Genomic DNA, 26,460 nt, shown 5'->3' with positions numbered 1-26,460 from the left:
TGTGCGACTGAACTACAGTCGAAAAGCTACCTGCCAACCAAAAAGAAAAACCCCGGCCATGACCGGGGTTTTATTGTTTCTGGTCTTAACCAGAGATCAGTTGAACCGACCCGCCGCATGGGCAAGCATCGTGTAGACCTTGCCGGTATCGGAGGTGAGGTAGGACTGGGTGACTGTCCGGTCACGGTCCGTGCGGGCGACATCAGCGAGCAGCTTTTCGAAATCGGTGATGTAGCGGTCCACGGCGGTGCGGAATTCGGCCTCCCGCTCGTATTTGCGCTTGATCTCGTCAAACGTCGTCTGGCCCTTCAGCGTATAGAGGCGACGGGTGAAGACGTCACGTTCGCCGCGCTGGTACCGGCGCCACAGTTCCACCGACGCATCGTGGTCGATCGCGCGGGCGATGTCGACGGACAGCGAGTTCAGCGATTCCACCATGTGACGCGGATTGCGGGTATCGGCAGCACGGGTCGGCTGCTGATCGCCGCTTGCGCGGGGTGTGGAAGCGGCGGCCGATTCCTGCGAGGCACCGCGCAGAAGATCGCTGATCCAGCCACCGCCTTCTTCGCGGCGTGCGGCAGGCGCCGCAGCCGCCTGGGACGGGGCAGGCGCCTGACGGTTTTCGACCTGGCGGTTCTCAAGCGGCAGGGCGCCACGCAAGGCGGGTGCGGCTGCCGGCTGCGGCTGAGCCGGGCGTGGTGGCTGTGCCGGCGTGGCTGCTGCCGGCTGCGGACGCGCTTCGACACGGCGTTCAGCGGCAGGCTGGGTCGCTGCAATGGCGCGGGCGACGGGTTCGGAAACTTCCATCTGTTGGGTCGAGCGACCGACAAGCTGGGAAATATCCTGCAGGGCCTTGATCTGCTCGGAAACGGCGCGGCGCATCGCTGCGGCGCTTTCCTTGGCCTCTTCCGGCAGGTCGAACGCGCCACGCTTCAGTTCGGCACGGGTCGCATCCAGCTCGCGGCGGATATCGTGGCTGGAGCGGCGGATTTCGTCCGTCGCGCCGGCAAAACGGCTGACAGCTTCCTCAACTGCCTGACGCAGCGTTTCCTTGAGGTTGGCGGCGGCGGCATTGGATTTTTCCGAGGCACTGCCGAGCAGGTTGTCGACTTCCGAAAGCGAGGATTCGACACCGCCACGCAGGCGGTTGACCAGCTCGTCGGAATATTTCTGCGCGTCGGAAAGCGTGCTCTCGATCGAACGGCTGGCATCCTGACCAGCGGCGAGCAGGGCGCCCCGCATGGTCTGTGCTGCCGAGCGGGCGCGCTGTTCCGTCTCGTCGAGCGAACGGCCGATATCGGAGAAGGATGCCTGCAGATTGTCACGCAGGTTGCCGGCGACGTTCTGCGAACGCTCCTCGGCCTCGTTGAGCGTGGTTTCCACCACGCTGACGACGCCGCGCATGGCAGTTTCGATTTCCTCGGAACGCTTGACTAGTCCGACAGACAGGCTGCGAAGTGCATCCTGACGCTCTTCCAGCGTACCGACAAGGCTAGACTGCGCGGCATTGAGCAGTTCGGACGCCTGGCTCAGAACCTTTGAATGTTCCTCGAAACGTCCGACGATGCCGGCAACCTGCGCCAGTGTCTGGCCAGAAATATTCGACAGACGATCGATCTTTCCTTCCAGCAGACGGCTGGAGCTGGACACCATGTCGGCGGCCTGCGAGGCGGACTCGGAGAAGCGGGTGGCCGATGCGTTCAACGCTTCGTCGGCCGTGCCGAATTCCTGCGCGGCGCGCTCAACCGCAGAGTTGAAGTTGTTTGCCGACTTTTCGACGATTTCGGCCATGCTGTTATGGGTCTGCGACAGCATATCCGTGCTCTGGCGCGTGGCGGCGACAAGCTTGTTTGCCACATCGCTTCCCGTGCGGGTGTATTTGTCGATACCCTCTTCGACGGCGTCGGCCATGGCCGTATGCGTCTGCGACAGCATGTCCGTGCTCTGGCGGGTTGCCGCGACAAGCTTGCTTGCTGCCTCGCTTCCGGCATTGGCATAATCGCTGATCGCCTGTTCCACCATGCCGACCATGCCGCTGTTGCTCTGCGACAGAAGTTCGGCGCTCTGCTGGGCGGCGGAGACGATCTTTTCGGCGGCTTCGCGACCGATGGTGGCGTATTCGTCGACGACAGGCTTTGCCTTCTCTTCGATCAGACGCGACAGTTCAGCAGAACGGCTGGCCAGCATCGAGTTGAGTTCGCGGGTGCGGTTGTCCAGCGCCGAGCGGATGGATTCGCCGCGCGCATCGAGAGCGGATTCGACACCGGTCAGGGTCTCGGAAATGACGCCCACCTGCGAGCGCACGACCGCTTCGGCCTCGGCAACCTTGTTGACGATGATGTTGCCCGCCTCGGAGAAGGTCTGGGCGACGGCTGCCGCCTGGCCGGACAGGCGTGTCTGTGCATCCGAGATGCGGTTGACGATCTCGCCGGAGCGTTCTTCGATCGCCTTGGTGAAGGCGTCGTTCTGCGCCTGCACCTGTTCGGCAAATTCCGAGCCGGTTTTCGCAAGCAGGGCGGTGGAACGAACTGCTTCCTCGTCGATGCTCTGGGTGGCGGAAATGACCGCTCCACGCAGGCCGACCGCAAGCTCACTCGCCTTGCCTTCGATGGTGCGGTTGACGTTTTCGAGGCCGATCGTCAGCGCGCGGTCCATGGTGCCGAGGCGTTCATCGATGCGGGCCGAACCGGCATCGAAGGTTTCCGCCAGACGGCTGGTGCGGCTTTCGAACGTGTCGGCAACCCGTATCGTCTGCTCGTCCAGAATGCCGGTGATACGTTGAGCCGCATCGTCGCTGGTGCGGGCGAAGGCGGCTGTCTTGTCTTCCAGCGCGTCGGCAAAGCGACGTCCGGCATCCTCGATCGACGTGTTGACGTTGCCGAGATCGCTCGACACACGCTCCTGCAGCGCTCCGAGCGAAGTCTCGATGCGGGTGCCGGTCTGGTCGAGCCTGCCCGTGACGCTTCCGATCGAGGTTTCGATCCGCGAGGAGAGAGCATCGGTCGCACCGCCGATTTCGCGGGCGGCCTCACCGATCTTGACGGCAATATCGCCGGCACTGTTGCGAAGACGCTGTTCCAGCGTGGCTGCACTGCCGTCTATGGCCTTCTGCAACGTCTCCTGCTGGGTTTCGAGCGAGAGTTCGAGCATGCTGGCGCTGGATGCAACGGTGGTGCCGATCATCATCGCCTGTTCGGAGAGCATGTCGCCCATCTGGGTCGTGGCTGAGCTCAACGTCGCGGCGATATCCGCCTGGCGCTGCTCGAGCGCGGTACGGATGTCTTCATGCGATTGCGAGAGGTTGTTTTCGAGGCGGGAGACGCCTTCTTCCACCGTCTGCGCAAAACGGCTGCTGCCGTCTTCCACGACGCTTTCGATGCGGCTGGCCGCGCCGGAGACGCTCTGCTCGATCAGGCCGCTATTGCGCTCAAGCGAACCGGCAATGCGTTCGGCCTGCGAACCGAGCATGGTCTCCAGCCGCTCGTGGCCGCTGGCAAGTGCGTTTTCAAGCGTGAAAGCCGTCGATTCCAGTCGCTGGCCGACACCTGCGGCCGCGAGCGACAGTGATGCGGTTCTGGCATCCATCGCCTCGGAGATACGCTCCTCAACGCCAGAAATCGTCATGTCGAGCGCCATGGTGCGGCTGTCGAGCGCGTCCGCGATGCGTTCTTCCGCACTGGAGACAATGCCGGAAAGGGCGGCGGTGCGGCTGTCCAGGGCGTCGGCAATACGATCTTCGACTCCGGAAACCGCCGAGTGAAGCGCAGCAGTGCGTCCGTCGAGGATGTCGGCGATCTTTTCCTCGACACCGGAGAAGCTCAGGTCGAGCGCCATGGTGCGGCTGTCGAGCACGTCCGTGATCCGCTCTTCCGCGCCGGATACAACATTTTTGAGCGAAGCCGTGCGGCTGTCGAGTGCGCTGGCAATGCGGGTCTCGGCACCGGCCACCAATTCGCCAAGAACGGCGGTGCGGGTATCGAGCGCTTCGGTAATTTTTTCCTCGGCGCCGGAAAACGCCATGTCAAATGCCATGGTGCGGCTGTCGAGTGCATCCGCAATGCGTTCTTCAACGCCGGAGACGACGGCGTTAAGCGCCGCCGTGCGGCCATCGAGCGTTTCCGCGATACGGGTCTCGGCACCGGCCACCAATTCGCCAAGCACGGCGGTGCGGGTATCGAGTGCTTCGGTAATTTTCTCCTCGGCGCCGGAAAACGCCATGTCGAGTGCCATGGTGCGGCTGTCGAGTGCATCCGCAATGCGTTCTTCAGCCCCCGAAACGACGGCGTTGAGTGCTGCCGTGCGACCATCAAGCGTTTCCGCGATACGGCTCTCGGCGCCGGCAACCACGTCGCCGAAGGTGGACGTGCGGCTGTCGAGTGCGCCCGCAATCCTCTCTTCGGCACTTGCCACAATGCCGGACAGAGCGGAGGTACGGTTGTCGAGCGTTTCCGACAGCCTTTCCTCGACGTTGGCGAAGGTCATGTCGAGCGACAGCGTGCGGCTGTCCATCGTGTCGGCGATGCGTTCCTCGACGCCGGAAATGGCGCTGGAAAGAGCGGCCGTGCGGCCATCCAGCGTCTCGGCAATACGGTTTTCCGCACCGGATACGACGTCGTGCAGGGCAGCCGTGCGGCTTTCCAGCGTATCGGAAATGCGGTCCTCGATGCCGGAAACGGCGCCGGTGATGGCGGCGGCGCGGGTTTCGAGCGTTTCCGAAAGACGGCGCTCGACATCGGCAACGACGCTGTTGATTGCGGCTGCACGCTCCTCAAGCATCGCGGCTAGACGTTCCGCCGTGCCGGAGACCGAGCCGGTAATGGCCAGCGAACGGCTTGCAAGCGCCTCGTCGAAACGGTCCTGGCTTGCCGAAAGCGCGCCAAACAGGGCATTGCTGCGCTCCGCCAGCACGCCGTCGATCTTCTCGTGCGAATTGGCGAAGGCATCGGTGATTTCAGCGGTGCGCTGGCCGATTGCGTCGCTGAACGCGCGGGTACGGGTCTCAAGCGCGCTTTCGAGCATTTCCTGGCCGGTGCCCAGTGCGGTTGCAAGTGCAAGCGACTGATCGGTCATGGTGTTGCCGATGCGCTCAAGTCCGCTGGTCAGCATGGTGTCGAGGGCTTCGGAGCCGCCGGCAACGGTTTCGTTGATCCGGGCGAGGCTCTCCATCAGCTTGCTGTCGAGGCTGCCGGCGCGCTGGTCGAAGGCACTGGCGAAATCCGCCACATGTTCGTCGAAGGCGGAGTTGACCTGGCCGACAGTCGCCTGCAGGCGTTCTTCATAGAGGCCGGAGCGAAGATCGAGGTCCATGATCGCGTCATCAGCCGTGCTTTGCAGGCTCTGGCGGAAGGACAGGCCTTTTTCTTCAAGCGTCGTGGACAGCTTGTCGAGCACGTTATCCAGCGAACCGCCGATGATCTGCTGGCCGCGATCGATATTGCGGTTGAGTTCGAGTGTGCGGGTGGAAAGGGTCTCGTTGAGCTGGCGGGTGCGTTCCTCGAGTGCGCTGTTGAGGCTTTCCGCGCCGCTGTCCAGCGTCGAGGCGTGGATCGCGAAGCGTTCCAGCAGCACTTCGCCGCGCTCGTCCAGCGTCGAGGTGAGGTTGTGCAGACGCATGTCGAATTCGCTCGACAGCGTTGCGCCCGAGGAATTCAGTGCCTGAAGCAGGTTTTCGGTCTTGGCGGCAATCAGGCTGCCCATCGCCTCAGTCGAGGCGCGCGATTTTTCGAGCAGCGCGGCCGAGCGTGTGTCGATCATCGAGGCGAAGGCCTCGCCGGTGGTGGAAAGCCGCATCGAAAGCTCTTCGCCGACGATGGAAAGCTCTTCCTTGATCTGTTCCTGCGCGCCGACGATGGAGGAGCGGATGCGCTCCGCATGGTTGACGATGGCGTCACGCTCAGCGCTCAGTTCCTGCACGAGGCTGCGCACGCGCAGTTCATTGTCTGCATAGCTGCGCTCAAGCGCGTTGACTTCAGAATGGACGAGCGTTTCGAGTTCCGTCGCGCGGGCAATGGTGCGCTCGATGCCGTCGTTCATGGCCGAGACTTCTCGGCGAACCGCCTGGCCGACGGACATGATCCGGTCGGAGGCGACAGTTTCGGGTTCGGCAAGACGAAGGGCGACTTCTGCCATCGACCGGGCAGCGTTGCGCAGATCGCGGGCACGCGCCATCATGATCGCGAAGGCGAAGAACAGCATGATCGGAACGACGATGCCGACGACGATCGCCATCAGCCCAGGTATTGCGGCGAGATCGGCAACCGAGCCGATGTTCCAGAGTGCACTGCCGTAGATAAGATGCGCGATGCCGAGGCCGCCGAGCGCCCAGATCACCGACATGATCGTCGCGTTTCTGAGCGCGCCGCCGATGGAGCCGCCTTCGAGCGATTTCAGGATCATGGCCGGGCTGCGCTTGGAGCCGTCGTTGGCAGCTTCCAGATTGGGGGATCTGGGCGCCTGTTCGGCAGGCGCGCGCGCGGCCTCGGGAGCAGGGGTCTGTCTGCTTGCTTCCTTCAATCTGGCCTCCGGCTGCTTTGGCGCTGTCGTCTTCCGCGATTCCGGCTTGTCTTCGAAAGCACCAAGCTGCAGGGCGTCTTCCAACGCCTGAAATGCAGTCTCGTCGACAGAGTCGCTGATCTTGTTATTCGCCATGCGGTTACGCCTCGTTACACATACGCCCGGCTTCATGCCGTTTGACCATCTGCGACCCGCAAATGGACTGCCGCCATCATGCCAGCGGAACATTATCCCGTTAAAGAGAACAATTCCGCCACTACCAATCCCGAATTGCTGGTGGTCCAGCTTTCGGGCGAAATTACATCACTGTGCCGGAATAACAAAGCTTGAGCATAAGCCTCGTCGGAACGGCAGTACCGTAGTGACACATTTAGGTGTTCGAAACAATTAATGCGGGTTTGCCGCAGCAGCGAAGTGTCGGCTTTTTAACAGTTTTTAAACCTGAGTTTCACGCTGAACGCCTTGTTTCGCATAAGTTTAACATAAATTAACCATAGCAGAAGATTTTCGCCCGCGTCACGCCGTAATTTAAGCTGATAGCACCGGCTTCAATGCGTAAATACGACACAGATGTGACACGAAACAGGAAACGGCGAGACAAAGGAATTTCAGATATGGCAGCCGTCAGTATTGCTTTCGAAGCTCCGGATAATTTTGGTGGTGCGCCGGCCGCCGCGACAAGACCAATCGATTTCGAACATCTCGCCCGCCAGACGATGGGCGACAAGGAACTTGAAATCGAGGTGCTGCAACTCTTCAGCCGTAACGCCCGTGCTGCCCTGCATGAAATGGCCGGCGCTGACGACAAGACCGTCAAGGCAACTGCCCATCGTCTGAAGGGGGCCGCGCAGGCGGTTGGTGCCTCCACCGTTTCCACGGCGGCGGCGGCAGTGGAGGACAAGGGCAACGATAGCGCGGCCGTAGCCAGACTTGCGGCAGCGATTGTCGAAGCTGAAAATTTCATCCTCAAGCTCTGCCGTTAAGGCGAACCCAGTCTGTTTTACAGGGCCGGTTGCGCTTGGCGCCTGCGAGAAGCGGGTTGCCAAGGCGAACCGGCCTTTCTATGTGTTTGTTTAGAACAGTTCTTAGACACCATTTTGGATCTCCGGCATGACAAAACTGACCATTGTTGCCTTTGACGGCACGCCCCATGAACTCGACGTAAGCAACGGTTCCACAGTCATGGAGAATGCCGTGCGCAACTCCATACCCGGCATCGATGCGGAATGCGGCGGCGCCTGTGCCTGTGCGACCTGTCATGTCTATGTGGATGACGCATGGGCGGAACGCGTCGGCGGACCCGAGCCGATGGAAGAGGACATGCTGGACTTCGCATTCGAAGTACGCCCGACCTCGCGTCTTTCCTGTCAGATCAAGATGAAGGACGAGCTTGACGGCCTTGTCGTTCACGTTCCCGAACGTCAGGGCTGACGGCAAGCCGAATTATACGCCACAGAAAAAGCCCCGCTCACCTGTTAGCGGGGAGCGGGGCGAGGCGGGTACGCAGCATGCAAGCGAGGGAGGAAACACCTGCGAGCCTCAAGTGCGCACCGGGAGAACCGGAGGTGGTTTCGAACGCCGGACCCCTGCGGATCACCACCGTTAAAAACCATGTGAACAAGCTACAATGAGTCTTGTCGACCGCACCATGACGAGAAGTCACGGGTGATATCGAACATGACGTAACGTCATGTTAGCGTTGCGTTTCGCGTCCAGGGGAGTATGGGCGGAAAGGCGGCTCAGCGCCGGTTCTGGCCCTGTTCGATCCGGTTCTTCAAAAGCCGGGTCATGCGCGCGTCGAAGTTTTTGGATTCCACGATATCGAACCGCAACTGATCCTTGTCGTGCTCGTCCATGACGGTCTGGGTGATCTTGCCGACCATTGCCTGTAGCGTTTCACAGTCTTTTTGCGGACGAAGCGCCGTCAGTTGCCTTTCGAGCGAGCGGGCATGGGTGCGGGCGATTTCCGCGTGCCGTTCCTCGTGGCGCTTGATATCTGCAAGCAACGTATCCCAGATGAAGGCCAGTTCCGCCGTGGTGCGGCGGCGGTTTTTCCATTGCGGCAGGAGAATACGGGTGTTCAGCAACACCTTGGTGCTTCCAACGCTGCACATGCCGTTTTTCTCGACATAGGTGAGTTCGCCGCCGAATTTGATCTCGGTGGCACCGGGATGGCGTGCGCCGGTGTTGCGCGTCAGCGGGCCATGCTTGGAAAGCTGCTTGTCGAGGTCAGCGGCGGTTTTACCGCTGATCGAAAAATAGGAATAGGTCTTGCTGACGATGGTTTCGGAAAAGGCCGATCCGGGCATGGAAAGGGCTAATGCGCCAGCGAAAACGGCGCAAAGAGCACGTGAAGATATGGTCATAACCCGGCCTTCCGGTTGAACTTGAAAAACGTTTGCTGCATAGGCGGAGCGGAACTTATAAGAATTGGCATAACACTCCGTTATTCCCGAAAGGCGCGTGTTACGTGATAACAGCCGGCAGCAATGTGTGGCAAGCGGCCCATGGTCGCTCCCTGAAACTTGATGGACGTGGCCGTATTATGGCCATCGTCAATGCGACGCCCGATTCCTTTTCGGATGGCGGCCGTTATCTTGCCGTTGATGCGGCTTTTTCCCATGCCCTGACCTGTGTTGAGGAGGGGGCGGATATCATTGATATCGGCGGCGAATCCACCCGCCCGGGCGCGGCCGAGGTGACCGAGGGTGAGGAACAGGATCGCGTGCTGCCGGTTATCGAACGGCTCCGTCGCGAGACGGATGTTCTGATTTCCGTCGACACCTACCGCGCATCCACTGCAAGGCTGGCGATCGAGGCGGGTGCCCATATCGTCAACGATGTTTTCGGCCTGCAGAAGGACGGGAACATGGCGGGCGTGGTTGCCGCCGCGCGCGCGGGCGTCTGCATCATGCATACCGGGCGCGACAGGCAGAAGCGCGCCGATGTTATCGAGGATCAGTTCGAATTCCTCAATCGTTCGCTTGAGATGGCGGAAGCTGCGGGAATCGCCCGCGACGCCATCGTGCTCGATCCCGGTTTCGGTTTTGCCAAGGACGAGCGTGAAAATGTCGAGCTGATGGCGCGCTTTGGCGAACTTGCCGCGTTTGACCTGCCTGTTCTGGCCGGGACGTCGCGCAAGCGGTTCATCGGGTCGCTGACGGGCAGGGATGCGGCCCACGAACGCGATATCGGAACAGCAGCGACGACAGTGATCCTCAGGCTGGCGGGTGCCGCGATTTTTCGCGTGCACAATGTCGCCGTAACACGCGATGCGCTGGCAATTGCCGACGCGGTTCTTGCCAAAGCGTCGGCAAGGCCCGATGCATAGATCAATAGATGCCGGAGTGCCGCATGCCTTAAAAGAGGCCGGCTATTCCGGTATAACCCCGCCATGGAGGCGATGCGATGAGCCGCTACACCATTATTCTGAAAAACTGTTCCTTTTTCGCCCGTCATGGCCTTCTCGAGCAGGAGGAGGTGCTGGGCCAGCGCTTTTTCGTCGATGCCGAGATGGAGGTTGAAGCGGGTAACGCGCTCGAGACCGACGATATCGAAAATACCGTCGATTATGGCGTCGCCTTCGCCGTTATCGAAAAGATCGTCGTCGGCCAGCGCCGTTACCTGATCGAGGCCCTCGCGAACGATATCGCCAAGGCCCTGCGCGCGCGTTATCCGCAGATTGTCTGGCTGCGTATCACGGTTCGCAAGCCCTCTGCGCCGGTTCCCGGCATTCTCGACTATGCGCAGGTGAGTGTTGAACACCGTGCCTGACAGGATGACAGTTGCCGCACTAGGCCTTGGCGGGAATATCGGTGACCCCGCCGCTGCAATGGCCAGAGCCTTGCGCGAACTGGATGCACACGGCTATTGCCGGGTGCTGTCTGTCTCCGGGCTTTATCGCACGCCGCCCTGGGGTAAGACGGACCAGGCGGATTTTTTCAATTGCTGTGCGCTGGTCGAAACCTCGCTTTCAGCACCCGCACTGCTGCAATTGTGCCTCGATATCGAAAAGGGCATGAAACGGGTCAGAACGGAGCGCTGGGGGCCACGCACCATCGATATCGACGTGCTGACCTATGGTAATGATGTTGTCGTTACGGAAAGCATGGAAGTGCCGCATCCGCGCATGACGGAGCGTGCCTTCGTGCTGATGCCGCTAGCCGATATCGCACCCGATCTCGAAGTCCGGGGCAAGCCCGTGCGGGAATGGCTGCGGCAGGCGGATACAACCGGCATCATCAGCGCAAACGAAAAACGGGAGTGGTGGACACTCCCGCTTGGCGATGGCTGAAAAGGTCGCGGGTTTTACGGCTTGATCGAACCGACTGCGATCTGGTCGATGTCGCGCGCGAGTGTGACGCCGATAACCGGGATCATCTGGTCGGCGACCTTGACGGAAATGGTGATGTTCATCGAATTGTCGTTCGAGACGCGGGCGACCATGGCACCGTTGAGCTTGGCGCGATTGATGCCCACAACGACCTTGTCGCCGCTGACCTGCCCGGAAATGATGTCCAGTCCCTTGCCTTCGGCGCCGTCGAGGAACTTGCCCTCGTAAGAGCCGCCCTTTTGGCTGATGACCGCGGACATGGGCTGGCTGAAGACGCCGACGCGGCAGGTGCCGGCGAGCTTGATGCCCGTCTGCTTGTCGTCGAGTGGCTCGCCCGTCAGGTCGCAGGTGAACTTGGTGCCCTTGTACTTGCCGGCGACGATTTCGCCCGGACCTTTCCAGCTTCCGGCAACGGAACGGAAAAACACGTCGTCGCGATCGCGCGATGCGGCATGGACGTCAGACAGGCCGAAGCTGCCGCTGACGGACAATATGGCGGCAAGTCCGCCCACAAGCGAAAAGAAGCGCGAATACATGATACTTTCCCCGGCGAAGAAGCCTGTTCGATAAGCGGCAATCTACCGGCGGAATGGTTAATGCTTGGTTTATTTCGGCTTTATTTACACCTTCGTCCGTAACCTTTTGAGCCGTACAAGTCCGGCTGATCAGGCTTTTTGACCGGTTTTTCCGCCACCAAGATCGGGAGTGAGGTCAGACATGAAATCACCTATGCCGGGTCGCTTTACCGCCTTGAAGGGTAGCGGGCGGCAGAGATCCATCGCCGCAATGCCGATTCGCGCCGTCATCAGACCGTTGATGACACCTTCACCCAGGCGTGCGGAGAGTTTTGAGGCAAGCCCGTGACCGAGAACCTGCTGGGCAAGCCCATCACCGACGGCGATCGAACCTGTGACCGCGAGATGGGCGACGACGTCACGCAAAAGCCTGAGCATGCCGAGCGTGCCCGGCCGGCCGCCGTAAAGTTCCGCCATGGCGCGCACCAGCCTTGTCACCTCGAACAGCACATAAGCGAGATCGACCACGGCGCGTGGGCTGACGGCGGTAACGACGGAGACGCGTTTGGAGGAGTTGAGGATCAGCGCGCGGGCCTGCCGGTCGAGCGGCACCAGCAATTCGCGTTCGGCAAGCTCGATCAGATGCGGCCCGTCGATCACGTCGTTTTCGGTGTCCTTGAGTGCGGCGCGCCCCTTGGCCGTTTCGGCGCGGTGGGAGAGAACTGCATTGAGGCGGGTAACGATGGCGCGGGCGGGTTTCGGGCTCTTGTCGAGGCTGGCCGTCTCCGCATCGGCTTTCAGCGATTGGACGGCGTTGAGCCGCATGATGCCGAACACTTCTCGTCCGACCAGAACGAGGACGGCAAAAAGCGCAACAAGGAGCGCAATGCTCGCCGTGTAACCCAGCCAGTCGGAGCGGGAAAAGAGATTGCGGATAAGCTGATCCGCCCAGAGCCCGAAGGCCAGCGAGAACAGCACGCCGAGTGCACCAAGCGCGAGCTTGCCGAAGGAGAAGCGGCTTTTCTTCGGCACGGCCACCGGCAATGCGGCGGAATCCGTCTCTTCAGGTGCTAAAAATGGATCATCCTCATCGGGCGTCAGGGAAATCTCGGTGTCGAAGCTGCGCGGTGCGCGTTTTTGCGCGACGGTTGGCCGTGCCGTTTCTTCGGTTTCGAGCGTGAAAGCCGCCGGGCGGCGTGTCTGCGGATCGTTTGGTATGGGAGCCTTCATGCGAGCTTGTCTCCAAACAGGAACTGCATGGCGCGGTCGAGCCTTATGTGGGGAACGGAAAGCCGGATGCCGCCGCTGCCGGGTTCATCGATATTGGGGGGGCGGAAACGCACGACATTGACGTCCGGCAACGTCGCCTTGTCGCCATCTCTGTCGATGCTGCGGAAAAGCGGCTCCGGGTCTTCGGGCAGGTCGCCGGGAAAGATCGCCGTCTTACGGTTGCCGTCAAATATCTCGCCGTTGATGGTTTCACCCGCCATCGGTGTGCCGACGATGACCGGAAGCTCGTGACCGTCCTGTCTCACGCTTGCTTCCCGCGTAGCGCGCACGGAAGCCAGCGCCATGACCTCGATGCCGGCACCACTCATGCCGATGGTGGTGATGGCGCGGTCCACCAGACGGCGGGTTAGCCGTTCCAGCCGGTCGTGGCTTTCATGATGCAGGTGGTCGGCCTTGGTGGCGGCAATCAACACCTTGTCGATGCGCCGGCCCAGCAGCGATGACAAAAGACTGTTGGTGCCAGGGCGGAAACAGGCGAGAACATCGCCCAGCGCCCGTTCCAGATCCTGCACCGCCTCCGGGCCGCGATTGACCGCCTGAAGAGTGTCGATCAGCACGATCTGCCGGTCGAGGCGGGCGAAATGTTCACGGAAAAAGGGTTTCACCACGATTGCCTTGTAGGCGTCGTAGCGCCGCTCCATCATGGCGCGCAGCGACCCCTTTGGTGCCTTGTCGTCTGTCAGGCCCGGCAGGGGCGCAAAGGTCAGCGCCGGTGATCCTTCGAGATCCCCCGGCATCAGCAGACGGCCCGGCGGCAAGGTGGAGAGCGACCGCTCGTCGGATTTGCAGGCCTTCAGATAGGCGGCGAAGCTTTCCGCGAGGCGTCGCGCCGTCATCTCGTCGGCGGGCGCATTGATGTCGAGCGAGGAGGCTATTGCCAACCATTCCTGCGCGAGTTCGGCGCGGATGCCATTTTGCGCCAGCGCGACGGTGCTGTCGCTGAAGCTCTTGTAGTCCTGCGAAAGCAGCGGCAGGTCGAGCAGCCATTCGCCGGGATAATCGACGATATCGATGGAGAGCTTGCCTGAGGAAAACCAACGGCCCCAACCGCTGGCGCTCTGGTAGTCGAGCGTGATCCGCAGTTCAGAGATTGCCCGTGTCGAATCCGGCCAGAGCCTGTCGCGTACCAGAGCCTGAATATGGTCCTCATACTGAAACCGGGGAATGGCATCGTCCGGTTGCGGCTCCAGACGCACATTCGAGACGCGCCCAGAACGCATGGCCTCAAACAGCGGCAGACGACCACCATTCAGAAGATTGTGGACGAGCGAGGAGATGAAAACCGTCTTGCCCGCCCGCGAAAGACCGGTGACGCCAAGCCGCAATGTCGGATTTGTAAGGGTGCTCGCACGGTCGGCCAGATTGTCGAACGCAATGAGCGCACTGTCTGTCAGGGACGTAAGAGAAGGCGGCAATGGCAGTTTCCCAGCTATTTTTCACGGTCACAGCTGCAATATAGGAAGGGGCGGTTGCCCAAAAAAGAAGCGCGCCAATGGATTTTCAACGAGTCCGGCTTCGGCAACGCATTGGTCACACGCTGCTGCGGCTATTTGCCGGGCGAGAGAAAATCGACCAGCCGCCAGCGATTTTTACCATTCCCGGCACTGTCGTCGTGATCGAGAACCGCAAGACCGGATGTCGGAAAACCGGAGGGCAGTGCGGCATGCAGCAGGTCCTCGCCAATCATCGCCTCGAGCGTCGCCTCCATTGTGGGGTTGTGCCCGACCAGCATCACGGACTGTGCGTCCGTTTGCGCGGCGATGAGAGAAAGATAGGTTTCGCTGCGCGCATTGTACATTTCGTCGATATAGACGATGTCGATGCCCTCGTTGAAGGCCCGCTGCCAGGCCTGCGTGGTCTGTCGGCAGCGCGTGGCCGTGGAGGACAAGAGCACGTCCGGGCGGTAGCGCCGGTCGGCGGCAAGGTCGGCGATGATCTCCGCCTCGGCAAAACCGGCCTCGTTCAATCCCCGGTCGAAATCGCGTTCTCCCGGTGTCGCCCAGGCGGCCTTGGCGTGGCGCAAAAGATACACTCGGCTCGGAGAAGATGCTGTCAAGGGCGGGGACCGACGTTCGAATGGGAGGCAATGGAGGAATGCTACAGGATAGGGTTGCATGACCGCAAGTCCTCTTTCCTGTTGGTAAGTCGCGTTTAAGTGATTTAAGAAGAGATCGCTTGAATACGAATAAAGGATAAAAATTAGTCATTTAGATGATTTTTGTGTCAGTTTTAAAAATGCCTGAAAACTGATCTGTAGACTTGAATCAGCCTATATCATTGGAGTATACACCGCCGCATTGAGATGTTCTTCGAGGAGAATCGCGTTGAGTGAGAAGATCGATCTTAGCAAATATGTGCTCTCGGAAGACGACGAGTTCATGAATGCAAACCAGCGTGCCTACTTCCGCGCGAAGCTGGTGGCCTGGAGAAACGACATCCTGAGAGAAGCGCGCGAGACCCTCGGACATCTCGCCGAAGAAAGCGCCAACCATCCCGACCTAGCCGATCGGGCATCTTCGGAAACTGACCGGGCGATCGAACTTCGCGCCCGTGACCGCCAGCGCAAGTTGATCTCCAAGATCGACTCTGCCCTTCAGCGGATTGATGACGGCACTTACGGTTACTGTGAAGAAACGGGTGAGCCTATTGGTCTCAAGCGCCTCGACGCACGACCGATAGCGACCCTGTCCATCGAGGCGCAGGAACGTCACGAGCGTCGTGAAAAAGTCTACCGCGACGAATAAAGCCAGCGTTGTTCCGGGCGCTTCGGCGAGTCGGCCAGCGAACAGAACCAAAAATGACAAAGGGCACGGATTTGTTTCCGCGCCCTTTTTTTGTTTTGAATGTCTGTCTGCCGACAGATGTGAACCTGTCAGCGGTCGCGGGTAACGGAAAGTTCGCCGAAAATACGCGCCATTTCCTTCTGCATGTCGCCATCCGGCGTTGCACCGGTAACAGGCGGCGAGACGGGTTCGGTTTTTGGCTTTTCCGCAGCAGCGGCGACTGCCTGTTCGCTATCCGCATCCTTGCTCTTGGCGATCTCCGCCTCAAGAAAGCTTTCGAAATCGCTGGCAAGGTCATCGGAAAACTTCGGCTCGGCGTTAGCGGAGACGACAGGCGGATTTTCAGGCTTTGGCGCAAAGGGCGCAGGCGCATCTTGCCCCGGTTTCAGGCCGGGTAGAACGCGCTCGCGCGCGGCATCCAGAAAATCTGCGGCATTCGTTTGGTCGATGACCGGTTCGCGCGCGGCAAAAACCGGCGGGGCAACGACCGTCGGCCGTTCTTCAGGAACCGTTGCCTGGACAGGCGGTGCGGGCGGCGCCGAGGGTAGAGGGGCCGGCGCGAAGGGATCAGGGCGACGCTGTTCCGGTCGCTCGGCGGGCATGTCGAGCGATGCGGCGGCGAGAGGCAGAACAGCGGCGGCCGGTGCCGCAACGACCGATGCCGGTGGTGGCGCAGGACGGGTAGCATCCCTTTCCGGGGCGGCAGGTCTTATCGGTGCAACGGGCTCGCGTGCCGTCGTGGGCGTGGATACGGGTTGCGGCGGCGTAGACGGACGTGGTGGCAGCGATGCGGCCGGTGCAGGGGTGGGTGCTGCACGAGCAGTCGGGGCAGGCGGTTCCGGCCGCTGCGGCTGCTTTACGGGCTCTTCCGGCAAGGAGGCTGGAGATGCCGCTGCGATTGGCTGCTGTGGCAAAGCTGGGCGGCTTTCGCGAGGGATCGGCGGTTCAGCCCTTTTAGGTTCGCTGTCCTGACGCGGCAGCGCCTTGAGTTCCGCTTCCTGCGGTTCGCGCACTTCCCTGACGATTGGGATCGCGCCGATACCACTCTCGATGACGATATCGGTTGGACCGCCAATCATGACAAGATGCTCGACATTGTCGCGGCGCACCAGCACCAGACGGCGCCGGGCGTCCACCGCCGTCGCATCGAGAACCTGCAAGCGCGGCTGCCGGTTGCGACCGCCACGGATAAACGGGGCCGCCCCGCCGCGCCTGCGCAGTATCCAGAGAACAATTGCCAGAACAAGCAGGGCGAGACCGACACCGACGACGGCGACGATGAGATTGTTTCCATAGGTGCCGATAAAATCTTCCATCATGGAGATCATCCCTTCAGATTTTTTCGTGCAATTAATATTGCCGTGGTTCTTATAATGTGAACGTCAAGCAGGAAAAGACGATTTTTTTAAGCGTGATACAAGGTTTATTCATTTCGTCCCCAGGATCGCTTCATAGGATCGTCTCGTCAGCCGGCCGGGCGCCTCCAAAGCGCCATATCTTTCCCTTCAATGCCGGGGAGCAATGAAGGTTGCAATTCTCTCTTCGAAGGAGCGATTGTAAATGCTTGCGAAATTGCTCGTTGACGGGTTTCCGGTAAGAGTTTTCATTTTTGTTGTTTTATTTGGATTGCCAGGATTTGTTTTTCCCGCTCAGGCCGAGACGGCGGATGACAAGGCGTCCGAAAATCCTGCGAACATGATTGAGTTCGTAAGAGACAATCCATCCTGTATCGATTTCACGGATGGATGCTCGGTTTGCACGGTTGCGGATGGCAATATTGTCTGCTCCGCGCCGCGCATTCAATGCCAGGTTAAAGCGTTGACCTGCAGCCGCAAAATAGGCTTCTGAGGCATTTGCGCCTCTTTAGGGCCGTTTCTCTGTGCGATTTTAAGCCTTTGTGGTGCAGCGGAGCTTTTTGACGGTCAAGCGAGTTGCTACAAGAAATTCTACTGCCCGATTCCGTTGAGGAAATAGGGCTGACCGAATGACGACCTGCAGGACTGCGAGGCCAAGATGACACGGGTGCGCGAGACAAGCGACAACGACCTTCCGCTGGTGGACAGGCGTGCCCGTTCCGGCACGGTTCTGCGGATTCTCCTGCTGGCGCTGGTGCTCATCGCCGCGGCCGCTGCTTTCGTCTATTTCAAGGATTCGCTGGAAAACGAAATCGTGCTCGGCATTCTCGGCGTGCTGGCGATGATGGGTATCTTTTTTCTGGTGTCGTCGATCATCGGTTTCATCGAGGTCATGCCGCAGTCGCAATCGGACGGGCTGGCCCGCCGTTTCCTGTCGGCGCACCCGGACGGCACGCTGATCACCGATGCCAAGGGGCATATGGTCTACGCCAACGCCACCTATTGCCGGATGAGCGGCACCACGAAGGCGAGCGATATCCAGAGCCTGGAGACGCTGCTCTCGCGCAGCCGGGAATCGACCGAGGCGCTGTATCGCCTCATCAATGTTTTGCGGGAGGGGCGTGACGGTTACGAGGAGTTCCGTCTGCTGAAACCGCTCGGGGAGGCCACTTCCGGCGGACCGCACTGGTACCGACTGAAAGGTCGGGTGCTGAAGGATGCGGGCGGCGAGGCGCTGCACGTCTTCCAGATTGCCGATATCACGCCTGAGCGGGAAGATCAGGAACGCTTCTTCCGCGAATTGCAGAACGCCATCGATTATCTCGACCACGCGCCGGCCGGTTTCTTTTCCGCAGGTCGCAAGGGTGAGATCGTTTATCTGAACGCCACCCTGTCCGAATGGCTCGGCATCGATCTCGCGCAATTTTCGCCCGGTTCGATGACTGTGTCGGACATCGTCGCCGGCGAGGGTATGGCGCTGATCGAATCCGTCCATCCGCAGGGTTCAGCCAAGCGCACCGAGATTCTCGATCTCGACATGCGCCGGGTCAACGGCCAGAGCATGCCGGCCCGCCTTGTGCATCAGGTTACCTCGAAGGACGGCGCGCCCGGCGAAAGCCGGACGATTGTTCTGATGCGTCCGAAAGGGCAGGAGGATACGGAATCCTCGTCCGCCATGCGCTTCACGCGTTTCTTCAACAACACGCCGATGGCGATTGCCTCGCTCGACGGCGAGGGCCGCATTCTTCGTATCAACGCGCCATTCCTGAAGCTATTCTCCGGCGTCGTCGGGCGTGACGATATTGATCGCGGTGTTGCCCTCGAAGCCATCATCCACGACAATGAGAAACCCAGGCTTGAGCAGGCGCTGGCCGAGGCGAAGGACCGGCAGGGCGATATCGCCCCGTTCGATTCCCGCCATCCGAGCGACGAGGGCCGCCATTTCCGTTTCTACGTCAATGCCGTCATCGATCAGGACGACGAGGCGCCCGAAGAGGTGGCAATCGTTTATGCGATCGAGGTGACGGAGCAGAAGGCGCTCGAAACCCAGATGGCGCAGACGCAGAAGATGAACGCCGTCGGCACGCTGGCAGGCGGCATCGCCCACGATTTCAACAATGTGCTGACTGCCATCCTGTTGTCATCAGACCATCTGCTGTTGCAGGCCCGGCCCGCAGACCCGAGCTTCGCCGACCTGATGGAGATCAAGCGCAACGCCAACCGCGCGGCGGTGCTGGTGCGACAGCTTCTCGCTTTCTCGCGCAAACAGACGATGCGCCCGGCGATCCTCAACCTGACCGACGTTATCGGCGACCTGCGCATGCTGGTGGACCGGTTGATTTCCGGCACCAATGTCAAGTTGGAAGTGGATTACGGCCGCGATCTCTGGCCGGTGAAGACCGACCTGTCGCAATTTGAGCAGGTGCTGATCAATCTTTGCGTCAACGCGCGCGATGCCATGCCCGATGGCGGCAAGATCACCATCCGCACGCGCAATGTGGATGCGGATGAAGCCGCAGCGCTCGGTCGGCCGGAAGTCCCGGCGGAAGACATGGTCATGGTGGAAGTCGCCGATAACGGAACCGGCATTCCGCCGGAGATCATGGACAAGATTTTCGAGCCGTTCTTCACCACCAAGGATGTCGGCAAGGGCACCGGTCTCGGCCTGTCGATGGTCTATGGCATCGTCAAGCAGTCCGGCGGTTACATCTATCCCGAATCGGAAGTGGGCAAAGGCACTGCGTTCCGCATCTATTTGCCGCGCCACGTGGTGGAAGTGGTGCACGTTCCGGGCCAGCAGCCCGGTGAAGCGGCACTCGCCCCTGTGGCTCTGCCCGAACCGGTGAAGGAAGAGCCGCTGGATCTGACCGGCAACTCCGCCGTCGTGCTTCTGGTGGAGGACGAGGAGGCAGTGCGGCGCGGCGGCAAACGCATGCTGGAAACCCGTGGTTACACCGTTCATGAGGCGGGTTCGGGTGTCGAGGCGCTGGAGGTGATGGAAGAGCTGGAAGGCAAGGTCGATATCGTCGTGTCGGACGTCGTCATGCCGGAGATGGACGGTCCTTCACTCCTGAGGGAATTGCGCAAATCCTATCCCGATCTTAAATTCATCTTCGTTTCTGGTTATGCCGAGGACGCGTTTGCGAAAAACCTTCCGGCGGATGCCAAGTTCGGCTTCCTGCCAAAACCCTTCTCGCTGAAACAGCTGGCGATCGCCGTTCGCGAAATGCTCGACAACAAGGAATGACGGTGGATGGCGCGGGCGTGAGATTAGGTCCGCTGTTGCTCGCGATTCCCTTGCAGGCGCTTGGCGTCAAGGCTGAAACCACGTCAGGAAAGGCGGATAGCACCGCGCTTTCCCGCAATGCTATCGCAAGCCCCCTGTTTTTCCCAAGGTTTGCCTCTTCGCAAACGCAATAGTGATTGCACCGTTTCACAGGGGGCTTAAAATCCGATCTTAACGACCTAGATATGTAGAGGCGAAGTTCTCCCTCCTGGTGATGACTGCCGGTTTGAGAACGGTTTGGAGAATGATGAAAGATGATCGCTGAGCCGATCTACATGCAGGGCGAGGGCGACGGGGAAGACGGCGGTACGAACCGCGGAACGTCCGTTATAACCCGCGTCAAGCCAAAGACGAAAAGACCGAATTTGTACCGTGTTCTTTTACTGAATGACGATTACACTCCAATGGAGTTCGTCATTCATATTCTGGAGCGTTTTTTCCAGAAGGATCGCGAAGCGGCGACCCGCATCATGCTGCACGTGCACCAGCACGGCGTAGGAGAATGTGGGGTGTTTACATATGAGGTCGCAGAGACGAAAGTAAGCCAGGTCATGGATTTCGCCCGACAGCACCAGCATCCGCTGCAATGCGTCATGGAAAAGAAATGAGGATCGCAACGTGCCAACTTTTTCCCCAAGTCTCGAGAAGGCGCTGCACCAGGCACTGACCTTTGCAAATGAGCGTCACCACGAATATGCGACGCTGGAACATCTCCTTCTGGCGCTGATCGACGACGCGGATGCCGCTGCCGTGATGGGCGCCTGTAATGTCGATCTCGATGCGCTGCGCAAGACTGTCAGCGATTACGTCGACAACGAACTGACCAACCTCGTGACCGGTTATGACGAGGATTCCAAGCCCACATCCGGCTTCCAGCGGGTTATCCAGCGGGCTGTCATTCATGTTCAGTCGTCTGGCCGCRAGGAAGTGACCGGAGCGAACGTGCTTGTGGCCATTTTCGCCGAGCGCGAAAGCCACGCTGCCTACTTCCTGCAGGAGCAGGAAATGACCCGTTACGATGCGGTCAATTATATCTCCCACGGCATCGGCAAGCGTCCGGGCACGTCGCAGACCCGCGCTCCGCGTGGCGCAGACGAGCCGGAGGCCGACCCCAAGGCTGCACGCAGCAATCCCGAGGAAGAAGGCTCATCCGCCAAGAAACAGCAGGATGCGCTGAAGGCCTATTGCGTCAACCTCAATGAAAAGGCGAAAAACGGCAAGATCGACCCGTTGATCGGCCGTCATGAGGAAGTCAACCGCACCATCCAGATCCTCTGCCGCCGCTCCAAGAACAACCCGCTGTATGTGGGCGATCCGGGCGTGGGCAAGACGGCGATCGCCGAAGGTTTGGCCAAGCGTATCGTTGAAGGCAAGGTGCCTGAAGCGCTGGCCAATGACACGATCTTCTCGCTCGACATGGGCACGCTTCTGGCCGGAACCCGCTATCGTGGTGATTTTGAGGAACGCCTGAAGCAGGTCGTCAAGGAGCTCGAGGAATATCCCGGCGCAGTCCTGTTTATCGACGAAATCCACACCGTCATCGGTGCGGGTGCGACGTCTGGCGGCGCAATGGATGCATCGAACCTATTGAAGCCGGCGCTCTCGTCAGGCGCGATCCGCTGCATCGGTTCGACCACCTACAAGGAATATCGCCAGTTCTTCGAGAAGGACCGGGCGCTGGTGCGTCGCTTCCAGAAGATCGACGTCAACGAGCCGTCGATCGACGATGCTATCGCGATCATGAAAGGCCTGAAGCCCTACTTCGAGGATTATCATCACCTCAGATATTCCAACGAAGCGATCAAGGCTGCGGTCGAATTGTCGGCCCGCTACATTTCCGACCGCAAGCTGCCGGACAAGGCGATCGACGTAATCGACGAGACCGGTGCGGCGCAGATGTTGCTGCCGGCGTCCAAGCGCCGCAAGCTGATCACGGAACGGGAAATCGAAGCAACCATCGCGACGATGGCTCGCATTCCGCCGAAGACCGTTTCCAAGGATGACGAGATGGTTCTCGCCAACCTCGAAAAGGAACTGCGCTCGGTCGTTTATGGTCAGGACATCGCCATCGAGGCGCTGGCCACCGCCATCAAGCTGGCACGCGCCGGTCTGCGCGAACCGAACAAGCCGATCGGCTCATATGTCTTCTCCGGCCCGACCGGCGTGGGCAAGACCGAAGTGGCCAAGCAGCTCGCCGCCTCGCTCGGTGTCGAGATGTTGCGGTTCGACATGTCGGAATATATGGAGCGCCATACCGTTTCGCGTCTGCTCGGTGCACCTCCCGGTTATGTCGGCTTCGATCAGGGCGGTCTCTTGACCGATGGCGTCGATCAGCATCCGCATTCCGTGGTGTTGCTGGACGAGATCGAGAAGGCCCATCCGGATATCTACAACATCCTGTTGCAGGTGATGGACCATGGCTCGCTGACCGACCATAACGGCAAGAAGATCGACTTCCGCAACGTCATCCTCATCATGACGACCAATGCGGGTGCTTCCGAAATGGCAAAATCGGCCATCGGTTTCGGTTCTTCGCGACGCACGGGAGAGGATGAAGAGGCGATCAATCGCCTGTTCACACCGGAATTCCGCAACCGTCTGGATGCGATCATTCCGTTCTCGCCGCTGCCGACTGCCGTTATCCACAAGGTGGTACAGAAGTTCGTCATGCAGCTCGAGACCCAGCTCTCCGAGCGGAATGTCACCTTCGATCTGCACGAAGACGCGATCTCCTGGCTGGCGGAAAAGGGTTACGACGAAAAGATGGGCGCTCGCCCGCTGTCGCGCGTGATCCAGGAACACATCAAGAAGCCGCTCGCCAACGAAATCCTCTTTGGCAAGCTCAAGAAGGGCGGTGTCGTCAGCGTCACCGTCGGCAAGAAGGACGATGGTTCCGACGGCCTCAAGCTCGAGGTCCTGCCGGAAACAGCGCCGGTAAAGCCGAAGCCGGAAGCAGAGCTCAATGCTGCCAAGTCTCCGGGCAAGGCGTCTAAGGCCAAGACGAAGTCCGCCTCGAAGGCAGCGATTGCCAATGAGGAAGCGGATGTTCTGGTTGCCGAGGCGAGCAAGCCCGACGAGGAGAGCAAGCCGCGCCGCAAGGCGAATACGGTGCCGAAGGTGCCGAAGAAGAAATGATAACGGTCTTCCGACCGACAAATTGGTGCCGGGCGAAAGCCCGGCATTTTCATGCCTGAAGCGCGTCGGATTTTACCGGATTCGTGAAACGCGCTTTATTTTTCTTGTCATTCCGAAACCGCTGCGCACTTTCGGACGACATGCATTAGTGGACCAAGCAATGCAATCAGCAGACAGCGATACAATCCCCCTGCGCGGCTGGTTTTTCAGGGGAATGCGGGGCATATTCTCGCTGCCCTCGCTTATTCTCATGACATCCTTCGTCGGTTTTAGCGCCTTCGCGCTGGAATCGGGCGTTCAACGTGGGGAAGCGGTGTTTATGACGCTGGTTATCTGGGCTTTGCCGGCCAAGATGATCCTGATCGGCTCGATGGTCGGCGGCGCCAATCTTGCCGCGTGTTTTCTGGCAGTGACGCTGTCATCGGTGCGAATGATGCCCATGGTTGCCTCCATCGTTCCGGAGATGCGTGGCGCAAAAACGCCGACATGGATTTTGTTGTTCCTCTCCCACTTCGTGGCGATCACCGCCTGGGTCTTCGCCACGCAAAACCTTTCCAAAATACCGCGCGAAGCACGGGCTGCGTGGTTTGCCGGTTTCGGCATTACCCTTACCGTCGTCAACGCTATCATTGTCGGCCTTTGTTACGGCGTCGTCGCGGCTTTTCCACCGCTTGTCGCAGGCGTGCTGTTTTTTCTGACGCCTGTCTATTTCATAGCGTCGATCTGGGCGACCGCCCGCCATTCCGTCGTCAAGGTCGCCTTCATCATCGGTGTGATCGCGGGGCCGGTCTTTGCGGTAATCGCGCCGGAATTCGACATTCTCTATGCCGGGATCGGTGGCGGCACGGTGGCTTATCTGATCGACCGTTTCGTCTTTCGTCGAAAAATCATTCCCGTCTCACCGGAGAGCGAACCATGATGACCGAACAGTGGTGGGCGCCCTACCTCTTCATCGCCATTGCCGGCTGGCTGGCGACCGATCTCTGGCGCTGGCTCGGCGTGCTCGCCGGCAACCGGCTGAAGGAGGATTCCGAGGCGCTATACTGGGTGAGGGCAGTCGCCACCGCGCTCGTGATGGCCGTCACCGCCAAGCTGATCGTCTTTCCAACCGGAACGCTTGAAGCTTCACCGCTATGGCTACGCATCGGCGCGGCAGCACTCGGTTTCACAGCGTTCCTGGCCGCCGGCCAACGCGTCATTGTCGGCGTAGCCGTGCCCATCGCACTTTTGGCAGCCGGGTTGTTTGTGCTCGGTTTTTAGTACTCGTCTTATCCGAATATTAAGCGCTCTACTCTACTTTACTGCTGGCTTGAACCGGGGCGTCAATTCAATGCGACTATTTGCGGCAGAACGTTTTGTACTTGTCTTTATCGCCATCTTGTTCTTAACAGATGCAGTATTGATCTTTGCCAAAGGTATTCACGTCGATTACGCCGGATATTTTTTATGCGGACTCGCGGGTGCCGGCATTTTTATCCTCGGTCAGTTCTATCGCACAAGCGGCCGCGATCTGCGCATAGCCGCCGCTCTGATTTCTGGTGGACTGTTCATTCTGTTTACGCTTGTCGCGTCCGTCTTTAATTACATGTTTCTGCCCGTCTCTTTCCCGGCAATCGATCACTTGCTTTTCCGCGTGGACGCGGCCTTCGGTTATAGCTGGACAGGCATCGTCATATGGGCTGCAACATACCCATGGATCGGAAAAATCCTGTTTTTGGTCTACGCGACGTCGTTGCCACAGCTTTTGGCAATAATCATAATTCTCGGCTTTACCGGCAAGGACCGGATGCTGCACCAGTTTCTGGTAACAGGGGTGCTTGGGGCCTTTACGAGCATCATCTTCTGGATTTTTTTTCCAACCTACGGAGCCGCAGCATATAACGAACTCCCACAATGGGTTTTGGAAACCATTCCCATCGCACTTGATCCTGCGTACGGTCGTGAGACCATGCGGCTGGGTCAGGAGGGAGTAGCGTATATATCTCCGCGAAACGTTTTAGGTTTAATCAGTTTCCCATCGTTTCACACCTTCATGGCGGCGATGTCCGTCTGGTTCGTTCCACGTCACTGGTTGGTGATGGTGGTAATCTTACCGATCAATCTCTTGATGTTGCCCGCCGTTCTCGTTCAAGGCGGTCATCATCTTTCTGATATTTTCGGTGGTCTCATCGCCTTTGCAATCGTCTGTGCTGCCTCGACTTGCCTGCTCAATTGGCTGTCGGTGAGAGAACGGGCGAACGAGACGACAGCCGCTTCGACTCAAGTCGTCGCAGCAGAGTAATTGCTCCGGTTTCCGCTCTCGCGGGCCTCAGCAACCAGCCAGTCCGACAGGAGTCGGGCCGATGCGGTCATCTCTTCTGCTTCAATCAACCAGTAATATTTGTCCGCATCGGCCGCCCGATCGAAAAGCACGGTCAATTGACCGTCGGCGATTTCGTCGCGAAGAAGCGCTGTCGGGCAAAGGCCGATGCCGTGTCCCGCCTTGAGAGCGGTCACGAGCAGATTGAAGTCGGCAAAGATTGGGCCAGTGCCCTGGAACAGGGATAGGCCAGCAGTCGCCAGCCAGTCCCGCCATGCCGTCTCGGTGGCGTCATGCAGCAATTCAGCCCGCCGCAGGCTTGATACATCGTCGAAGGGACCGGACTTCGTGGAGTAAGCGGGTGCGCATGTCGGGCGCGTCTCGGCACTGAAAAGCGCCACGGCTTTTTGCGCAGGGCGTGGGCCGTGGGTGATGCTGAGATCGGGCTGCGTGGTCTCATTCCTGCCGGAATAGCTGATTGACACCTGTATGTCTGGATAGAGCGCGCGGAAACGGGGCAGGCGGGGTGTCAGAAAATGCGCAACTACTGAAGGCAGGCTGGCCAGACGAACGGTGATGCGGTTTCGGCCCCGGCTGATCCGTTCCGCACCGGAAGCGATCTGCCCCAAGCCGGACGAAACCGTCATGCCGAATTCCTGACCCGCCGGTGTCAGTCTCACGCCTCTCGCATGGCGCTCGAAAAGCGGCGCGCCGAGCCATGTTTCCAGATTGCGCACATGCTGGCTTACGGCCGTCGCCGTCATGCCGAGTTCCTGCGCGGCCAGGGAAAAACTTGTCCTTCTGGCCGCAGCTTCAAACACGCGGAGGGTGGCGAGCGGTGGCAGTTTCATGATGCTGCGAGGCTAAGTCAGACTTGCTCTGAGCGCAAGAAAAACCCGTCTTGTCATCACGCCATTCATACCGCAATTTCGCGTCACATTTTCATCCATC

The 26,460-nt window shown here is 59.7% G+C and carries 21 protein-coding genes; 13 read left to right on the top strand and 8 right to left on the bottom strand.

Features of this window, described 5'->3' with window-relative positions; translation table 11 throughout:
* Positions 1-96: 96 nt before the first annotated feature.
* Positions 97-6,648 (bottom strand): apolipoprotein A-IV repeat region-like domain-containing protein, encoded by a 6,552-nt coding sequence (locus AC1DCP_RS07770; RefSeq protein ID WP_476774209.1) that lies wholly within the window; start codon positions 6,646-6,648, stop codon positions 97-99.
* A 479-nt stretch (positions 6,649-7,127) separates the two neighbouring features.
* Between AC1DCP_RS07770 and AC1DCP_RS07765 the strand changes: the two genes are divergently transcribed.
* Together AC1DCP_RS07765 and AC1DCP_RS07760 are read left to right on the top strand one after the other, a co-directional pair.
* A complete protein-coding gene (locus AC1DCP_RS07765) occupies positions 7,128-7,496 on the top strand; it encodes an Hpt domain-containing protein (protein WP_003512780.1) in 369 nt (122 codons plus the stop codon).
* Between the two features lie 127 nt (positions 7,497-7,623).
* A complete protein-coding gene (locus AC1DCP_RS07760; protein ID WP_003512782.1) occupies positions 7,624-7,944 on the top strand; it encodes a 2Fe-2S iron-sulfur cluster-binding protein in 321 nt (106 codons plus the stop codon).
* 308 nt (positions 7,945-8,252) lie between these two features.
* Here the strand turns inward: AC1DCP_RS07760 and AC1DCP_RS07755 are convergent, their stop codons facing one another.
* Positions 8,253-8,879 (bottom strand): DUF922 domain-containing Zn-dependent protease, encoded by a 627-nt coding sequence (locus AC1DCP_RS07755; RefSeq protein ID WP_003512784.1) that lies wholly within the window; start codon positions 8,877-8,879, stop codon positions 8,253-8,255.
* Between the two features lie 179 nt (positions 8,880-9,058).
* Between AC1DCP_RS07755 and folP the strand changes: the two genes are divergently transcribed.
* The 3 genes from folP to folK all read left to right on the top strand — a co-directional run bounded on the left by folP (position 9,059) and on the right by folK (position 10,807).
* Positions 9,059-9,844, top strand: coding sequence for a dihydropteroate synthase (folP, locus tag AC1DCP_RS07750; protein WP_081308532.1), 786 nt, complete (start codon positions 9,059-9,061; stop codon positions 9,842-9,844).
* A 77-nt stretch (positions 9,845-9,921) separates the two neighbouring features.
* On the top strand, positions 9,922-10,287 hold the full coding sequence (folB, locus tag AC1DCP_RS07745) for a dihydroneopterin aldolase (protein WP_013636000.1): 366 nt from the start codon (positions 9,922-9,924) through the stop codon (positions 10,285-10,287).
* A gap of 4 nt (positions 10,288-10,291) precedes the next feature.
* Positions 10,292-10,807, top strand: coding sequence for a 2-amino-4-hydroxy-6-hydroxymethyldihydropteridine diphosphokinase (gene folK / locus AC1DCP_RS07740; protein WP_081308533.1), 516 nt, complete (start codon positions 10,292-10,294; stop codon positions 10,805-10,807).
* Between the two features lie 14 nt (positions 10,808-10,821).
* On the opposite strand, the gene AC1DCP_RS07735 is transcribed toward folK, so the two are convergent.
* From AC1DCP_RS07735 to AC1DCP_RS07720, 4 genes are all read right to left on the bottom strand, one after another.
* On the bottom strand, positions 10,822-11,382 hold the full coding sequence (locus tag AC1DCP_RS07735; protein WP_003512790.1) for a hypothetical protein: 561 nt from the start codon (positions 11,380-11,382) through the stop codon (positions 10,822-10,824).
* A gap of 129 nt (positions 11,383-11,511) precedes the next feature.
* Complete coding sequence (locus AC1DCP_RS07730) at positions 11,512-12,591, bottom strand: YcjF family protein (RefSeq protein ID WP_065688253.1); 1,080 nt, start codon at positions 12,589-12,591, stop codon at positions 11,512-11,514.
* The gene (locus tag AC1DCP_RS07725; protein WP_065688254.1) at positions 12,588-14,066 is read right to left on the bottom strand and encodes a YcjX family GTP-binding protein; all 1,479 of its coding nucleotides are present in this window, start codon (positions 14,064-14,066) and stop codon (positions 12,588-12,590) included. The genes AC1DCP_RS07730 and AC1DCP_RS07725 overlap by 4 nt, the downstream gene beginning before the upstream one ends.
* A 131-nt stretch (positions 14,067-14,197) precedes the next feature.
* Entirely contained in the window at positions 14,198-14,707 is a 510-nt protein-coding gene (locus AC1DCP_RS07720) for a SixA phosphatase family protein (protein ID WP_065688255.1), read from the bottom strand.
* Between the two features lie 268 nt (positions 14,708-14,975).
* On the opposite strand from AC1DCP_RS07720, the gene dksA reads away from it, so the two are divergent.
* The gene (dksA, locus tag AC1DCP_RS07715; RefSeq protein WP_003512796.1) at positions 14,976-15,395 is read left to right on the top strand and encodes an RNA polymerase-binding protein DksA; all 420 of its coding nucleotides are present in this window, start codon (positions 14,976-14,978) and stop codon (positions 15,393-15,395) included.
* A 128-nt stretch (positions 15,396-15,523) separates the two neighbouring features.
* On the opposite strand, the gene AC1DCP_RS07710 is transcribed toward dksA, so the two are convergent.
* Entirely contained in the window at positions 15,524-16,762 is a 1,239-nt protein-coding gene (locus AC1DCP_RS07710; protein ID WP_065688256.1) for a flagellar biosynthetic protein FliO, read from the bottom strand.
* Between the two features lie 232 nt (positions 16,763-16,994).
* On the opposite strand from AC1DCP_RS07710, the gene AC1DCP_RS07705 reads away from it, so the two are divergent.
* The 7 genes from AC1DCP_RS07705 (at position 16,995) to AC1DCP_RS07675 (ending at position 25,491) form a co-directional block, all read left to right on the top strand.
* Positions 16,995-17,282 (top strand): hypothetical protein, encoded by a 288-nt coding sequence (locus AC1DCP_RS07705; RefSeq protein WP_065688257.1) that lies wholly within the window; start codon positions 16,995-16,997, stop codon positions 17,280-17,282.
* A 165-nt stretch (positions 17,283-17,447) separates the two neighbouring features.
* Complete coding sequence (gene cckA, locus AC1DCP_RS07700; protein ID WP_003512808.1) at positions 17,448-20,036, top strand: cell cycle histidine kinase CckA; 2,589 nt, start codon at positions 17,448-17,450, stop codon at positions 20,034-20,036.
* A 293-nt stretch (positions 20,037-20,329) separates the two neighbouring features.
* Positions 20,330-20,683 carry an ATP-dependent Clp protease adapter ClpS gene (gene clpS, locus AC1DCP_RS07695; RefSeq protein WP_003512812.1) on the top strand — a complete coding sequence of 118 codons (354 nt, stop codon included), beginning with the start codon at positions 20,330-20,332 and terminating at the stop codon, positions 20,681-20,683.
* Between the two features lie 10 nt (positions 20,684-20,693).
* The gene (clpA, locus tag AC1DCP_RS07690) at positions 20,694-23,210 is read left to right on the top strand and encodes an ATP-dependent Clp protease ATP-binding subunit ClpA (protein ID WP_476774208.1); all 2,517 of its coding nucleotides are present in this window, start codon (positions 20,694-20,696) and stop codon (positions 23,208-23,210) included.
* Between the two features lie 160 nt (positions 23,211-23,370).
* Entirely contained in the window at positions 23,371-24,129 is a 759-nt protein-coding gene (locus tag AC1DCP_RS07685) for an AzlC family ABC transporter permease (RefSeq protein WP_013636011.1), read from the top strand.
* Positions 24,126-24,470: an AzlD domain-containing protein gene (locus AC1DCP_RS07680; protein ID WP_003512818.1), complete on the top strand. Its 345-nt coding sequence runs from the start codon at positions 24,126-24,128 to the stop codon at positions 24,468-24,470. The genes AC1DCP_RS07685 and AC1DCP_RS07680 overlap by 4 nt, the downstream gene beginning before the upstream one ends.
* A gap of 70 nt (positions 24,471-24,540) precedes the next feature.
* A complete protein-coding gene (locus AC1DCP_RS07675) occupies positions 24,541-25,491 on the top strand; it encodes a phosphatase PAP2 family protein (protein WP_065688259.1) in 951 nt (316 codons plus the stop codon).
* Here the strand turns inward: AC1DCP_RS07675 and AC1DCP_RS07670 are convergent.
* Positions 25,470-26,360, bottom strand: coding sequence for a LysR family transcriptional regulator (locus AC1DCP_RS07670; RefSeq protein ID WP_065688260.1), 891 nt, complete (start codon positions 26,358-26,360; stop codon positions 25,470-25,472). The two genes, AC1DCP_RS07675 and AC1DCP_RS07670, sit on opposite strands and share 22 nt — an antisense overlap.
* Positions 26,361-26,460 lie beyond the last annotated feature (100 nt).

This window comes from Agrobacterium sp. 10T429 (genome assembly GCF_056393925.1).
Note: the sequence above shows the minus strand (reverse complement) of the source record. Positions and strands in the feature narration are given on the sequence as shown.